Origin of the sequence: Methylotenera versatilis 7 (genome assembly GCF_000799165.1) — a bacterium.
GTDB classification, from domain to species: Bacteria; Pseudomonadota; Gammaproteobacteria; order Burkholderiales; family Methylophilaceae; genus Methylotenera_A; species Methylotenera_A versatilis_A.
On sequence record NZ_JUGF01000002.1, the window covers coordinates 1,346,031 to 1,361,264 of the forward strand.

Sequence of the window (15,234 nt, forward strand, 5' to 3'; positions counted from 1 at the left end):
AATGAGCCAGCCTAAGCTAACAATCCCTTACTTGCTGGTACTATTTTCTGTGCCGTATATGCGAAATGCTGAAAACCAGCTTTGCGTTTCACTGGCATGGGCGAAAGACCTGATTGAGCATGCTAATTACATTGAAAGACTCACTTTAGTTTCGTATTTGTCGGATGAAATTCCACCACCAGATGCGGTGGTAATAGAAAATAATCCAGCACTCAAAAATGTACGTTTTGAATTGCTACCAAAGCCTAAAAACACATTGCATGCGCTACTGTTGTTACCCAAAACCATAAAAACTTTACTTAAAGAAATCGACCATACAGTTATCGTACACAGTGCAGTTGCTGGCTGGCCGATTCCAGAGGCATGGATTATCTGCTCAATTTTAGTATTTAAAAAGCGCTTTCATTTTATTAATGTTGAATCAGCTTTTTGGCGTGTGCCAAAGGGCCAAGTGCTTGGTTTAAAGAAAAAGATAAAGTCTATTGTTTGGGAGTATCTGAATCGACTATGTATACAAAGCGCAGATTTAAGTACTTTCACACAAGAAGAATATAAAAAAACGCTGCTAACACATCATCAAAATAAAGGTTTCGTTATTCCTGCCACTTGGATAGATGCAGAAAACATTCTGCATGAGGCTGATTTAATTAAGCTCAATCAACACAAAAAAAACCAAATTACGGATCCAATAAAATTGGTATTTGCCGGACGTTTAGTGATTGAAAAAGGCATCTTGCTGCTGATTAACGCTGTTAGCGAATTGATAGATGCGGGGCATCGATTAGCCTTGGATATTTATGGTGATGGTAGCTTATTGCAAGAATGTCTAGATTTGATTGAGCAGAAACAGAAACAAGAATTCATACATATGTGTGGCACAGTAAAATATGGGCCAGACTTTTTTAAGTTGCTACATGGGTATGATTTGATGGTGATTCCCAGTTTATCGGATGAGCAGCCTAGAAATGTATTTGATGCATTTTCTCAGGCTTTGCCTGTACTTTGTGCGGACACTGCGGGTTTAATGCAGTGTGTAGAGAATCAGAAAACTGGTTATTTTTTCAAGATTGGTGATATAACCCATTTAAAAAGTCAGTTGATTGCAATTATGAGTGATAGGCAGACATTACTGAATATGGGGGTGCAATGCGTAGATTACGTTAACAATATGACGCATACGCAAATGCATATGAAGCGTCTTAAATTGATTCAGCAAGCGTTAGATACATACACAAATAAAGCTAAGTAGTTTTGGCTAGTGCTGGTGCGGTCTTGCCGCATGCTCATGTAGATAACCAGATGGCTTGCTTGGCGTTTTCCCAAATTTTTGCGGTATTAATGAGCCAATCACCATGGCTGCCGCGCTGATTGCAAGGCCAATCAATTGCGGTGGAACTAGACTTTCTTCATCCACCAATACTTCAATCAGTATCCAGCTGCCAATGCCGCCGATGATGGCAGCCAATGCGCCTTGGCTGGTAGCACGCTTCCAAAATGCGCCACAAACAAGTGGAATAAATGCGCCTGCAAGTGTGATTTTGTAAGCGGATTCCACCATGCCAAAAATAGAGTTCTCCGAGTTAAGCGCATAAAGTAGTACACAAGCGGCAAAGCAGACCAAGCAAATGCGCATCACGCGCAAAAAGCCTTTATCGGTAAGGTGTGGCATATAACCGCGTACGACATTCTCAGCAAAAGTGACTGAAGGGGCAAGCAGGGTGGCTGATGAGCAACTCATGATGGCAGATAGAACAGCGCCAAAAAAGATGGCTTGCGCAATGATTGGTGTATGTTGTAGCACTAAAGTAGGCAGTACGCGCTGTGAATCTTCTACGACTAGTTTACCAAACACGGCAGGGTCGATCAGCGTGGCAGAGTAGGCGATAAACATAGGTACAAAGGTAAAGCAAAAATAGACAGAAGCCCCTAAAATGGAACCCCATAATGCGATTTTGGCACTTTTGGCAGAAGTAATGCGTTGAAATACATCTTGCTGCGGAATACTGCCCAGCATCATGGTCATCCAGCCGCCCAGAAAGGTAATCCAGATCCAAATGTCTGCGCCTTTAGGAAAGAAATCCAGCTTGCCAGCAGCTCTTGCGTGTTCAATCACTGGTGCTACGCCACCAGTCATGCCAGACACAATATTGCCGATATACAGCAAGCCGCCAATGACAACAATCATTTGCACAAAATCTAATATGGCAACTGATAGCATACCGCCCAGCGTGGTGTAAGTTAACACAATGGCGGTACCTAAAATCATGCCAGCCTCTTCACTCACTGCGCCGTTGGTAATCATATTGAAAATCAAGCCGAGTGCCTTGATTTGTGCGGATACCCAGCCTAAATAGGAAATAACAATGGCAATAGTAGTGAGTATTTCCACTGAGCGGTTGTAGCGCATCCTATAAAAATCACCGAGCGTGAGGATGTTCAATTTATAGAGTTGGGTAGAGAAGAAAATGCCGGCAATAACCAAACACATGCTGGCGCCGAATGGGTCTGCTGCTACGCCGTTTAAGCCCTCTTTTACAAATGTAGCGGAAACACCAAATACCGCTTCTGCGCCAAACCAGGTCGCAAAAACCGTTGCCATCACCACTGGCAGAGGCAAGTGGCGGCCTGCAATCGCATAATCTTTTGTGTTTTTAACGCGGGTGGCGGCGGTTAAGCCAATGCCAATAGAGACAAATAAATAGGCAGCAACAAACCAAGTCAGCACGGATATTCCTTTTAATAACTCTTCTACGTGATGTTAATTCTGAGAGCAAAAAATCGCGAAACGCCAACAAAACTGTACCTTTTCAGCTTGCTGATAATTCGATTTAACCGCATTTTACACTGATATTTTTTGATATTTTCGGATTTATTATTGCATTATTTAAGTTTTTTATTTTATTGAGATAAAGCTACTTAAATAAAATAATGGTCAAACTGACGGATTGTAGCAAGACCAGCACTACGATTGCGATAACCATCCACTTTTGCCAGCGCGCTTGGTTTTTTTGTATTTTAATCAAGATATTAATTGTTTTATGTGCTGGAATATTTTGTTCAGCAAGCGTTTGTTGCGTTAAAAATTGATGTACCAATCGCGGCATTTGCGGTGTGTTTTTCAAGATAAAAGGCAGCTCTTTTTTGAATGTATTGGCAATGCTGCGCCAGCCGACCTGTTCGCTCATCCAACGATTTAGGAATGGTTTTGCGGTTTGCCATAAATCAATATTAGGATCTAGATCACGACCAAGCCCTTCAATATTCAATAGCGTTTTTTGTAGCATGACCAGTTGCGGCTGAATCACCACGCCAAAACGGCGAGACATCTGGAAGAGGCTTAATAGTGTGCGACCAAAGGAAATGTCTTTAAGCGGTTTGTCAAAAATCGGCTCGCAAATCGCGCGCACTGCGGTTTCCAGCTCCTCAATATTGGTGTCTTGTGGCACCCAGCCAGATTCAATATGCGCGACTGCGACATCGCGGTAATCACGATTAAAAAAAGCCAGGAAGTTACGTGCCAGATAATATTTATCGATATCACTTAGGCTGCCCATGATGCCAAAATCGAGCGCAATATATTTACCTTTATCAAGCCCATCATTGGCGACTTGTATATTGCCTGGATGCATGTCTGCATGAAAAAAACCATCACGGAACACTTGTGTGAAAAATATCTCAACGCCGTCATGCGCGAGTTTTGTAATATCAATGCCGTTGGCGCGCAACACATCGATTTGACTGATTGGTATGCCGTGCATACGCTGCATTGTCATCACTTCTTTGCGGCAATAATCCCAATACACATCGGGGATTAGCAAGCGCGCGCGTACTTCGTCTTTTTTGGCAAAATTACGCGCCAATTGGCTGCAGTTGGCTGCTTCTAAAGTTAAATCCAGTTCGTGCTTGGTGTGGCGCGCAAATTCATCCACTACTTCTAAAGGTTTTAAACGTTTACCTTCGCTAGAAACAGTTTGCAGTAGCCGTGCCAATGATTTTAATAGCAACAAATCCTGACTAATGACTTTGGCAATACCAGGACGTAATACTTTCACCGCTACTTCTTGCCCATCGATTAAATGCGCAAAATGCACTTGCGCCACCGACGCGCTGGCAATGGCAACTGGCTCAAATTGGCTATAGATTTGGTTTAATGGCAGGCAAAATGCAGTTTCGATACTTTTTTGTACTTCTGCAAACTCAAAAGGCGGCACTTGATCTTGTAATTTGGCTAGCTCGTCTGCCACATCTGATGGCAGTAAATCGCGGCGGGTTGAAAGCATTTGTCCAAATTTAACAAAAAGTGGGCCTAACTTTTCCAGTGCCAAACGTAATCTTACGCCTCTTGGTAGCGTGGTGCTGCGCCAAAAGAACACACATTTAATCAGCGTATGTAACGGTTTAAATGTGACATGCTCACTGATAAATTCATCCAGCCCAAACTTTAATAGGGTGAAAATGATGACAAATAACCGAAAGTAATGCATTTAATCGGGTTAACTTTCTATTGAGTTGGATGTTTGCTGAGTTAGTTTTTGTAGTCTTTTTTCAAAGCGTGCGATATCACTTTTTAGGCTATCCACATCATGGTTAAACTGTTCAATATGACGTTTTTTTGCCAGCATAGGTTTTTCTTCTTGCCAGTATTCTGTCAACATTTCTGCTATATTCACGGTTTGTTTTTTAGTTTCATGTAACATTTTTTGCGTTGTTTCGCCTAGCTTGCTGGCGGTAATGTCGCCCACCAAATGACTTAAATCTTCTTCAATATCCCAGCGCATTTGTCGTAAAGTTTTACTGAGTTCTGTCGCCAAATGTGCATCGCCATCAATTTGAATCTGCATTTTGGCAGCCTCATCTTTAGTTAGTAAACGCAATGCCAAACTGGGTGGAATATGAATAAACGCGTCTGGCTCCGCTGCTTCGCCTGCAAGACTCAAACTGCCATCTTCCAAAATAGCGAGATTTGCTTTGATTAAGGTAAAGTCAAACTGCACGACTTTGCCCGCAAAGGCGACCAAATAAGCACGTGACCAATTGTTTTGATTGGTGATATGTTGCAGAAAACGTGTGACTAAAGGTTTTAGCATTGAGTTTGATTATTGAATTTAGATTTAAGCGACTTTAGAAGTGAATGAGTATCTGAAATTAAGTTTTATAGCCTTTATGTAGAGCCACAACGCCTGCGTTCAGGTTGTGATAATCCACTTTGTCGAACCCTGCATCCTGCATCATTTGCTTCAAGGTTTCCTGGTCTGGATGCATGCGAATACTTTCTGCCAAGTATTGATAACTTTCTGCATCTTTGGCGATTAGTTTGCCCATAAACGGCAATAATTTGAATGAATACACATCGTATAATTTTTGTAGTGGCTGCCAGATGGTCGAAAATTCCAGCACTAAAAGCCTGCCGCCGATTTTTAACACGCGTTGCATTTCTTTCAGTGCGATATCCTTATGCGTCATGTTGCGCAGGCCGAATGCCACAATCACGCAATCAAAAGTATTGTCCGGAAATGGTAATTGTTCCGCATTGCATTGCATGGCTGGCACATTCAGCCCTGCGTCAATCATGCGATCGCGTCCAACGGCAAGCATGGATGCGTTAATGTCGGTTAAAGTGACTGAACCTTCTTGCCCGACTTTTTTTGCGAATAGCTTAGATAGATCGCCACTGCCACCAGCAATATCCAATACTTTATCACCCGCTTTTACACCGCTTACATCAACCGCAAAGCGTTTCCAAACGCGATGTAATCCAGCAGACATCACGTCATTCATGACATCATATTTGCTGGCGACAGAATGAAATACTTCGCCAACTTTTTGCTGTTTTTCTGGCTCGTTAATCGTTTTAAAGCCAAAATGTGTGGTTTTTTCCGTCATGTTTATCCTTACATTTTCTTGCGTTATTTTTGCGTTTCAACTGATTTTCTTTGATGCCCAGCCATTTCAAGCTTTGTGACATAGTCTTGCCACATTGCCTGATAGTTGTTTGCTAACTCGTACAAATAATCCCAAGAAAATAGGCCTGTATCATGGCCATCACTAAATACCAACTTGACTGCATAATTACCGACAGGTTCGATAGCTGTTATATTCACATCTTCTTTGCCAATTTGCAGTGTTTCTTGCCCTGCGCCGTGGCCGCGTACTTCGGCTGACGGTGAATATACCCGCAAAAACTCACATGACAGCATGCACTCCATATTGTTATCGAATTTAATCTCCAATAAACGCGACGCCTGATGCAGGCGAATATCGATAGGGCGTGGAGAATCTGGGTTTAAACTGCTCATTGGTGAAAGTGTAAAAGTATCAAACCAGAATGATAACAGAACATGCATCACCCCAATAGATTAGCGGTTTTAACCACAAGTAATCCGGCTAATTAACCGCTTGTCGTTAAATATTAACCTTCCATCAGAAACTAAATCAATTAAACCTGATAATAGCGTTGATTAATTTAAATATTATTCATCATGTGATACAGTACTTTGGAGCAGTAAAGTAGTTAAATTTAGGTGTACACAGAAGTGTAAATCCTAGAAACGTTTTGTTAGGAACAACAATGGCAGAAAATAAATTAGCGCATCAATTTGCAGCATATTCCGAATGGCGAAAAGCACTAGTCGATAGCATTTGTGATTATCGTAGTTGGTTGAATGAGCAAGAGCTAAACGATGCGCAAATTGATCAGCGCATTAGCAATTTACTGGAACGTTTACGCGAAGATAAATTGAATGTTGCTTTTGTGGCTGAGTTTTCCCGCGGGAAATCAGAGTTAATTAACGCGATTTTCTTTGCTGATTATGGTCAACGTTTATTGCCGTCTAGCGCTGGTCGCACCACGATGTGTCCCACTGAGTTGTTGTATGACGCCGCGAAGCCCACATCTATTGCCATGCTGCCGATTGAAACGCGCTCGTCAGATGCGACTACCACCGAATACAAACGCTATCCAGATGAGTGGAAAGTAGTCGAATTTAATGTTGATAATAACGACAGTATGGTTGCTGCATTTAAAGAAGTCAGCAGCACTAAGCGCGTAACAGCTGAAGAGGCCGAAAAGTTTGGCTTGTATGATCCGAACAGCGCTGACGATGCCATGAGTTTAAACAAAGATGGCAGCATTGATATCCCTTGCTGGCGTTATGCCATGATTAATTTCCCGCATCCTTTGCTTGAGCAAGGACTGGTGATTTTAGATACCCCAGGTTTGAACGCGATAGGTACTGAGCCTGAGTTAACGCTTAATATGTTGCCAAATGCACATGCGGTATTATTTATTTTAGCTGCTGATACGGGCGTTACTAAGTCAGAAATTGACGTATGGCGCCAATATATCAGCGGCACACGCTGGAAACAAAAAGGTCGCCTAGCTGTATTGAATAAAATCGACGGTTTGTGGGATGAGCTGAAGAACGAAAAAGAAATTGAAAAAGAGATTAACAAACAAATTAAAACCAGTGCTGAGTTATTGGGTTTAGAAAATAATCAAATTTTCCCGACATCGGCACAAAAAGGTTTGCTGGCTAAAATTAATGGTGATGAAACGCTATTAGTACAAAGTCGTTTGCCAGCGCTTGAAAAAGCATTGTCAGATGAATTAATCCCATCTAAAAAAGAAATCGTTCGCGATAACACCAAAAATGAGATTGAAGATTTAATCACCAACTCAAACATGATTTTAGAATCACGTGTTGCTGGCGTGGTTGAGCAGTTGGATGAGTTACGCGGTTTGCGTGGCAAAAATGAAGACGTTGTTGAGCACATGATGAATAAGGTCAAAGTAGATAAAGAAAACTTTGAAAAAGGTTTACAGCGCTTTCAGGCATTGCGTAGCGTGTTTTCTCAACAAACCAATAAATTATTCACTTTGTTGGGTATGGAGGCACTGAAGGTGCAAGTGCACACGACGCGTGAAACTATGATTAAAGCCAGTTTCACCAAAACAATCCGTGAGGCGATGGATAATTTCTTCTTGGATCTTAAAGGCCGTCTGGTTTCATCGGATGCACAGATTGATGAGATCAAGAAAATGATGGATGTGATGTACGACAAGTTCTCTAAAGAGCATGGATTACGTAAATCTGAGCCGCCAGCATTCTCAACTTTGCGCTATCAAAAAGAGTTGGCCAAGCTGGAGCGTGCATATAAAGAGCAATTTAACACCGCCTTTAATATGATTGCTAACGAGAAGATGACATTAACCACTAAATTCTTTGAAACTTTAGCGAGCCGCGTGATTCATGTGTATGAAGTGGCGAATCGTGATGTGGAAAACTGGTTAAAAGCGGTAATTGCGCCAATGGAATCTCAGGTGCGTGAGCATCAATTGCAATTGCGTCGGCGTTTGGAAAGCATCAAGCGCATCTATAAGGCGACGGATACACTTGAAGATCGCATTCTGGAATTGGAAAATATCGAGAAAAGTATTCGCGCACAAATGACAGATTTAAAAGTTTTACGTCAGCATATGGGTAATGCGCTGGCTTTTGAAAATGAGCCAGAAGCAAAAGTAGCTTAATCATTTGTCTCAAGCAGAAAAGTAAATAAAAAAGCCGACATTTAGTCGGCTTTTTTATTGCATGAGTTAAATCGAGTTAACTCAATTTAAGCGGCTAACATCGCGCCTTTAATCTTCTGCATCGCTTTCTGCTCGATCTGGCGAATACGCTCCGCAGAAACGCCAAACTCAGCAGCTAAATCATGCAAAGTAAGTGTTGCACTTTCCGTTAACCAGCGTGCTTCTAATACGCGGCGGCTACGGTCATCCAGGCTCATTAATGCTTTACTTAAGCTAGCGGATTGCAACTGCTCGGCTTGTTTGTTCGCCAAAAACTCTGATGGCTCTGGGCCTTCATCTTCTAAATAAGCAATCGGGCTAAAGCTTTCGTCGCCATCATCATCCGTGTGTGCATCTAATGAAATCTCTTGCCCATTCAGGCGATATTCCATCTCCATCACTTCTTCTGGTTTTACGTTGAGTTCAAGCGCGATACGATTCACTTCATCTGTATGCAGGCTATCAAAACCTTTTTTCATACTACGTAAATTAAAAAACAATTTACGTTGCGCTTTAGTGGTCGCAGTTTTAACCAAACGCCAGTTGCGCACAATATACTCATTCATTTCGGCTTTAATCCAATGCATCGCAAAGGAAACCAAGCGCACACCACGATCCGGATCAAAGCGTTTAACCGCTTTCATCAGGCCGATATTGCCCTCTTGAATAAGGTCTGATTGTGGCAAACCATAACCTAAATAGCCACGCGCAATACTAGCAACCAAACGCAAATGCGAAACAACTAATGTTTGCGCGGCGTCTAAATCGTTATTGTTTTTGAGCTTCGTGGCCAAATCATATTCTTCTTCTGCGCTCAATAGCGGAAAGGCCTTAATCGCACGCATGTACTGATCAAAGCTATCAAGAGATGAAATTGACGGTATTGTTAAAGCGTTTATGATAAAACTCCTTTAATCATTAAGTAATTACTGAAATAATATTTTAGCACTCTGGTTATGAGAGTGCTAGTGACGAAAAGTTTCAAAGTGTTAAGATTTTATTTTTTGACATTGAAAGTCGTGAACAATTAAGTATGTCGGCTAAATAACTGTAGCTGAATTGTAAATATATGTTTGATTAAATGTTTATCCCACGTTGCCCATTTAAGTTGTTTTTGTCCAACTTATCTTGCAGGAATACGTTCAAAACAAAGATTTATATCATTTCATCTACTATTGTATAAGTTTAGAGGAATGGCATTGCTAACTGCAGGTTTTGCATGCTACCCAGTATCACCAGCGTTGATATTACAAGAAATACCCAAGCGACCATTCCTGCCGTCAGCACCGCGCCGAACATGAGTATGGCGCGGCCTTTCTCTTTCAGTCGAAATACTACTGGGATACCATAGTAAATCAGGCCAATTGCGGCCATCATGGCTATTGCCGTTACAATCAAGTTAACCATCACGTTGGGGATGATTAGGAATATCGGAGCCATCCACAGTGGTGTCGGGGCCACTGCTGCGAGCATGAAGGCCTCATGGTAACTAGGCTGAAAATTTGCCACCTCCGCAAGTTGACGAATAATGATAGCCATCACTGGTACAACTATTAGTTCAATGACAAACAAAATGAAGGCAACCAATAACAACTTTTCATGTGATAACGATAAAATTTGAACTAGTTGTCCGCCATGTATATTACCGGCAAGATACACCATCAGTGCTGGCAGCAGCGAAAACGGAACAACATGTGCCAAGTAAAGCTGGGGAATGGACGGTTTGCTATGTACCAGGCGACTCCAGCCTTTAACTGGTGTCGTGAATAACCAAAATAAAGTTAACGGGTTCATGATAATCCACCCTTTCCGTAAAACTTAACACGGTAAACAGCCATGTAATATGTAAGCACTATCTAATTGATATTAGTTTACACTTTAAGTAAGATTAATATGCAGTTTTTGAACCTATCTACTAATATACTGTCGATAGAAAAAGGTTGTGTTAGTTGGAACAATAAAAAAAACTGAACACTAGGCCGTAATTGCTAAACGGCACCAAATAGATAACACAGCACTTACCCTTGTAAAGCGAGGTGCATCATGGTCGATATAAGCGGAACGACGTCACCTGTGCATTATTCAGTGACCGTCAGACCCAACTGTTCGCTGTCACCTGCGGGCACACTGCGTGTCTTTTCCGTTATTGCCTTAATTTCCCTGAGTTTTTCCTTAGTATTCGTGTTCATTGGTGCTTGGCCAGTATTGTTTTTTGCTGGAGCTGAACTATTGACACTAGGTTATTGCTTTTATCATGTTTTGCTGCATGCTGGGGATTATGAGCAACTGATCATAGATGATGACAAGGTTGTTGTCCAAATACATGAGCTGGGGCGGGACAGGTGTGTAAAGCTCAGTGGCTACTGGACCCGATTGGTGCTGGATTGTATGCCAGGCGGCTATTGCCGGTGGTTAGTATTACGATCAAGCGGGTGTGAAGTCGAGTTTGGTCGCCACATGACAAGTGATGAGCGTCTAAAACTGGCGCGTCAGTTACGACCTATACTGGGTGGGTTTATGACATGAAAAAACTTCCTCCCCAAGCCGTAATCTTAAGTTTGCTAACTGGTCAGGCGCAAGCGGCACTTAACTTTAATCTCCAAAGCCCCGTTACTCCAATCGCCCATCAGATTTATAACCTGCATACGCTTATCCTGCTAGTGTGTCTGCTAATTTTTTTTGTAGTGTTTGGCTTCATGTTTTATGCACTTTTTAAGCATCGCAAGTCGACAGGCCATCAAGCATCGCATTTTCACCAGAATTTTCGTCTAGAAGTGATATGGACACTGATACCTTTTTTAATTTTGATCGGTATAGCCATTCCAACGACCAAAACAGTATTGGCGATGAAAAATGTCGAGCATTCAGACATGAATATCAAAGTCACTGGTCATCAATGGATGTGGGAATACGAGTACCTTGGTGAGGGTGTGCGTTACGTGAGCAATCTAGGTACACCGCGCGACCAAATCGACAACAAAGTGGTGAAAGGTGCGCATTACCTGCTGGAGGTTGATAGGCCACTGGTGGTGCCCACTGGAAAGAAAGTGCGTATTTTACTGACCTCTGCGGATGTCATTCACTCGTGGTGGTTACCGCAGTTCGGTGTTAAGCAGGACGCCATTCCTGGTTTTATTCATGAGGCATGGTTTCAGGTAGAAAAACCTGGTACCTATCGTGGCCAGTGTGCAGAATTGTGTGGTGTCGGTCACGGCTTCATGCCTATTGTCGTGGAAGCACTACCACCGGAACAATATGATGACTGGCTTAAAACCCAGAAAATCAGCCTAGCCGAAACTTCCAGTACAAGCAGCAAGACTTATACACTAGCGGAACTAACAATGCATGGCGAGAAAGTATATTTAAGCCGTTGCGCAGCCTGCCATCAAGCCAATGGGCAAGGTATTGCAGGCATGTTCCCGCCACTGATTGATGGTGCGCCATTCAGTGCGGGTGCAGGGGTTACCACTCCTTTAGCTGAGCGTGGATTCTGGAAAGATGGCAAGGTGGTGCTAGGTAGCAAAGAGCGGCATTTGGATATTTTAATGAATGGTATCACAGGTACAGCCATGCAGCCGATGGCAGCGCAACTGTCTGACTTTGACATTGCTGCCGTTGTTAGTTACGAACGCAATAGTTGGGGTAACAAGACTGGCGATACGATTCAGCCAGCTGAGGTCGCCGCGTTACGAAAAGGAGTAGCTAAATGACAGCCATTGCATTAGATTCCCATGAACATGATCATCCTAGCGGTATTAGGCGCTGGTTAACGACTACTAACCACAAGGACATCGGCACGCTGTATCTGTGCTTTAGTTTTGCCATGTTTCTGTTCGCAGGGGCGTTAGCGATGTTAGTCCGCACTGAGTTGTTTGAACCAGGACTGCAATTCTTTCAGCCTAATTTGTTTAACCAGCTCACGACCATGCATGGTCTGATTATGATTTTTGGCGCCATCATGCCTGCTTTTGTCGGTTTTGCTAACTGGCAGATTCCGCTGATGATTGGCGCACCAGACATGGCTTTCCCACGCCTTAATAATTGGAGTTTCTGGCTGTTGCCAATGGCAGCATTATTACTGCTTGGTTCGTTCTTAGTGCCGGGAGGTGCCGTAGCAGGTGGTTGGACCATGTACCCACCACTATATATTCAGGGTGGTATTGGCTACGATATGACCATCTTCGCCATACATATCATGGGGCTGTCGTCTATCATCGGCTCTATCAATATTATCACCACCATCCTCAATTTGCGGGCGCCTGGTATGATCATGATGAAAATCCCGATGTTCGTTTGGACTTGGTTAATCACTGCCTATCTGCTGGTCGCGGTAATGCCGGTACTGGCTTCGGCAGTGACGATGTTATTAACAGATCGTCACTTTGGTACCCATTTTTTCAATGCTGCAGGGGGCGGCGACCCTGTGATGTTTCAGCATATATTCTGGTTCTTCGGTCATCCTGAGGTTTATATTATGATCCTGCCGGCGTTCGGCATTCTATCCACCATTATTCCGACCTTCTCGCGCAAGCCCTTGTTTGGCTACCACTCTATGGTGTATGCCACCGCTTCCATTGCTATCCTGTCGTTCGTGGTGTGGGCGCATCATATGTTTACCGTGGGTATGCCTGCGGCTGGGCAGCTGTTCTTTATGTACACCACAATGCTGATTGCGGTGCCGACCGGTGTAAAAGTATTCAACTGGATTGCCACCATGTGGCAAGGCGCTATTTCTTTTGAAACACCTATGTTGTTTTCCGTAGCAGTTATCTGTCTGTTTACGATAGGAGGCTTCAGCGGGTTGGTGCTGGCGGTGGTGCCGGTGGATATTCAATTGCAAGATACCTATTACGTCGTGGCGCATTTCCACTATGTATTATTTTCTGGTGCGGCGATGTCTATCATGGCTGGCGTGTACTATTGGTTACCAAAATGGACTGGACATATGTACAACGAAACGCTAGGGCAGTGGCATTTCTGGCTGACTGCTATAGCCTTTAACATCACGTTCTTCCCCATGCATTTTACCGGACTGGCGGGAATGCCGCGCCGAGTGCCAGACTATGCTTTGCAGTTCGCAGAATTCAACATGATTTCCTCCATCGGCGCATTCGTGTTGGGGGCTAGTCAACTACTGTTTCTCTACATCGTAGTCAAATGTATTCGTGGAGGTATGCCAGCTGGTGAAAAACCTTGGGATGGAGCGGACACGTTGGAGTGGACGTTGCCTTCGCCAGTACCTTATCACACGTTTGAAACTGCACCGGTAATTAGATAAAGGGATATGTCATGGATACCAGCCGATATTATTTACCCGCTCCGTCCTGGTGGCCTATCGTAGGTTCAGTTGCCTTGTTGACTTTGGCTAGTGGTTTTTTGCTTCTGCTACAACGTATGCCTGCAGGTTCTTACCTGATGCTGGCCGGAGCGGTCATACTCGCAGTTATGCTGTTCGGATGGTTCGGTGCGGTGATTAGAGAGGGCATTGCAGGTAGATACAACGGCCAAGTGGACGTTTCTTATCGCTGGGGCATGAGCTGGTTTATCTTTTCCGAAGTCATGTTTTTTGCCGCCCTGTTCGGCGCACTGTTCTACGCACGTTATTTCGCCGTACCCTGGCTGGGGCAGGCGTCACTGCTGTGGCCTGGCTACAACTCTACTTGGCCGACTGCCGGGCCGGGCTCACTTGCATCGTTTACTCCTATGGCAGCATGGGGTATTCCCGCCATTAATACACTGATATTGCTTAGTTCTGGTGCGATTGTGACTTGGGCGCACTGGGGTCTTAAAAAAGATAACCGTCTGCAACTGAAAATCGGGCTGGCGCTCACCATTCTGTTGGGAGTGATATTTATTGCGCTACAGGCGTACGAATATTTCTTGGCCGACTTCAGTCTAAAGACTGGGATTTATGGCGCAACATTTTACATGCTGACTGGTTTTCATGGCGCTCATGTCACGCTAGGCGTCATTATGTTGGTCGTGATTTTAGGTCGTGTGATTGCCGGGCATTTTTCAGAAAAACGCCATTTTGCTTTTGAAGCAGTTTCCTGGTATTGGCACTTTGTAGACGTGGTCTGGTTGTTATTGTTTGTGTTTGTTTATTGGCTTTAAGTCTGAATAAGGAGTATCAAAATGAACCGTCGACTATATTTTATATTGCCTGATGTTGCTAGTGCACATTCAACGCTAGATGACCTATTACTAGCGCGCATCAACGCCAAGCGTATTCATTTTCTTGCTAGGCCTGGCACAAGGATGGGCGATTTGCCCGGGGTGATTGCATCAGCGCGCTCCGCCCTGATTAAAGACTGGGAGATTGGCGTTGGAGTAGGGGCATTGCTAGGACTGGTGTTGGGGTTGGTTGTAGTGAGTGTATCAGTATGGGGTCATACGCAACCATTGCCAATTTTTCTTACATTAGGAATATGTACATTGCTAGGTTTTATCGGTGGGGCGGTGTGGACTGCAGTGGTGGCCACCACGGTTCCCATCACGCACCTCAAGCCATTTGAAAAGAAAATTTCTGAAGGAAAAGTGTTGATGACGGTATTAGTGCCTTTTCATCGAGCTAATGAGATTCGAGCACTGGTGGAAAGAAAACATCCCGAAGCTGCTTATAGCGGCACTTGGCCTACTGACCACGTCATATTTCCATAATCCTCAGT

The 15,234-nt window shown here is 43.6% G+C and carries 14 protein-coding genes; 7 read left to right on the forward strand and 7 right to left on the reverse strand.

Translation table 11 applies throughout. The features are described from left to right. Position 1 precedes the first annotated feature (1 nt). Positions 2-1,249: a glycosyltransferase gene (locus K370_RS10560; protein WP_047541403.1), complete on the forward strand. Its 1,248-nt coding sequence runs from the start codon at positions 2-4 to the stop codon at positions 1,247-1,249. A gap of 6 nt (positions 1,250-1,255) precedes the next feature. On the opposite strand, the gene K370_RS10565 is transcribed toward K370_RS10560, so the two are convergent. The 5 genes from K370_RS10565 to K370_RS10585 all read right to left on the reverse strand — a co-directional run bounded on the left by K370_RS10565 (position 1,256) and on the right by K370_RS10585 (position 6,296). Continuing rightward, positions 1,256-2,725 carry a sodium:solute symporter family protein gene (locus K370_RS10565; protein WP_047541404.1) on the reverse strand — a complete coding sequence of 490 codons (1,470 nt, stop codon included), beginning with the start codon at positions 2,723-2,725 and terminating at the stop codon, positions 1,256-1,258. Between the two features lie 187 nt (positions 2,726-2,912). Further along, a complete protein-coding gene (gene ubiB / locus K370_RS10570; RefSeq protein WP_047541406.1) occupies positions 2,913-4,484 on the reverse strand; it encodes a ubiquinone biosynthesis regulatory protein kinase UbiB in 1,572 nt (523 codons plus the stop codon). A 9-nt stretch (positions 4,485-4,493) separates the two neighbouring features. Then, positions 4,494-5,087: a ubiquinone biosynthesis accessory factor UbiJ gene (locus K370_RS10575; RefSeq protein ID WP_047541408.1), complete on the reverse strand. Its 594-nt coding sequence runs from the start codon at positions 5,085-5,087 to the stop codon at positions 4,494-4,496. Between the two features lie 58 nt (positions 5,088-5,145). After that, positions 5,146-5,883 carry a bifunctional demethylmenaquinone methyltransferase/2-methoxy-6-polyprenyl-1,4-benzoquinol methylase UbiE gene (ubiE, locus tag K370_RS10580; RefSeq protein ID WP_047541409.1) on the reverse strand — a complete coding sequence of 246 codons (738 nt, stop codon included), beginning with the start codon at positions 5,881-5,883 and terminating at the stop codon, positions 5,146-5,148. Between the two features lie 23 nt (positions 5,884-5,906). Then, positions 5,907-6,296 carry a gamma-butyrobetaine hydroxylase-like domain-containing protein gene (locus tag K370_RS10585; protein WP_047541411.1) on the reverse strand — a complete coding sequence of 130 codons (390 nt, stop codon included), beginning with the start codon at positions 6,294-6,296 and terminating at the stop codon, positions 5,907-5,909. Between the two features lie 272 nt (positions 6,297-6,568). On the opposite strand from K370_RS10585, the gene K370_RS10590 reads away from it, so the two are divergent. Then, positions 6,569-8,527, forward strand: coding sequence for a dynamin family protein (locus K370_RS10590; RefSeq protein WP_047541415.1), 1,959 nt, complete (start codon positions 6,569-6,571; stop codon positions 8,525-8,527). An 86-nt stretch (positions 8,528-8,613) separates the two neighbouring features. On the opposite strand, the gene rpoH is transcribed toward K370_RS10590, so the two are convergent. Further along, complete coding sequence (gene rpoH / locus K370_RS10595; protein ID WP_081977199.1) at positions 8,614-9,468, reverse strand: RNA polymerase sigma factor RpoH; 855 nt, start codon at positions 9,466-9,468, stop codon at positions 8,614-8,616. A 283-nt stretch (positions 9,469-9,751) separates the two neighbouring features. Further along, positions 9,752-10,360 carry a Yip1 family protein gene (locus K370_RS10600; protein WP_047541418.1) on the reverse strand — a complete coding sequence of 203 codons (609 nt, stop codon included), beginning with the start codon at positions 10,358-10,360 and terminating at the stop codon, positions 9,752-9,754. Positions 10,361-10,609: 249 nt separating this feature from the next. Here K370_RS10600 and K370_RS10605 point away from each other — a divergent pair, with 249 nt between their 5' ends. The 5 genes from K370_RS10605 to K370_RS10625 are packed head-to-tail and all read left to right on the forward strand — an operon-like array spanning position 10,610 to position 15,226. Then, the gene (locus K370_RS10605; RefSeq protein ID WP_081977200.1) at positions 10,610-11,092 is read left to right on the forward strand and encodes a DUF2244 domain-containing protein; all 483 of its coding nucleotides are present in this window, start codon (positions 10,610-10,612) and stop codon (positions 11,090-11,092) included. After that, on the forward strand, positions 11,089-12,276 hold the full coding sequence (gene coxB, locus K370_RS10610; protein WP_047541422.1) for a cytochrome c oxidase subunit II: 1,188 nt from the start codon (positions 11,089-11,091) through the stop codon (positions 12,274-12,276). Before K370_RS10605 ends, coxB begins: the two co-directional genes overlap by 4 nt. Continuing rightward, on the forward strand, positions 12,273-13,844 hold the full coding sequence (ctaD, locus tag K370_RS10615; RefSeq protein ID WP_047541427.1) for a cytochrome c oxidase subunit I: 1,572 nt from the start codon (positions 12,273-12,275) through the stop codon (positions 13,842-13,844). The genes coxB and ctaD overlap by 4 nt, the downstream gene beginning before the upstream one ends. 11 nt (positions 13,845-13,855) lie before the next feature. Beyond that, on the forward strand, positions 13,856-14,680 hold the full coding sequence (locus K370_RS10620; protein ID WP_047541428.1) for a cytochrome c oxidase subunit 3: 825 nt from the start codon (positions 13,856-13,858) through the stop codon (positions 14,678-14,680). A gap of 21 nt (positions 14,681-14,701) precedes the next feature. Beyond that, positions 14,702-15,226 carry a hypothetical protein gene (locus K370_RS10625; protein ID WP_047541429.1) on the forward strand — a complete coding sequence of 175 codons (525 nt, stop codon included), beginning with the start codon at positions 14,702-14,704 and terminating at the stop codon, positions 15,224-15,226. Positions 15,227-15,234: the final 8 nt, after the last annotated feature.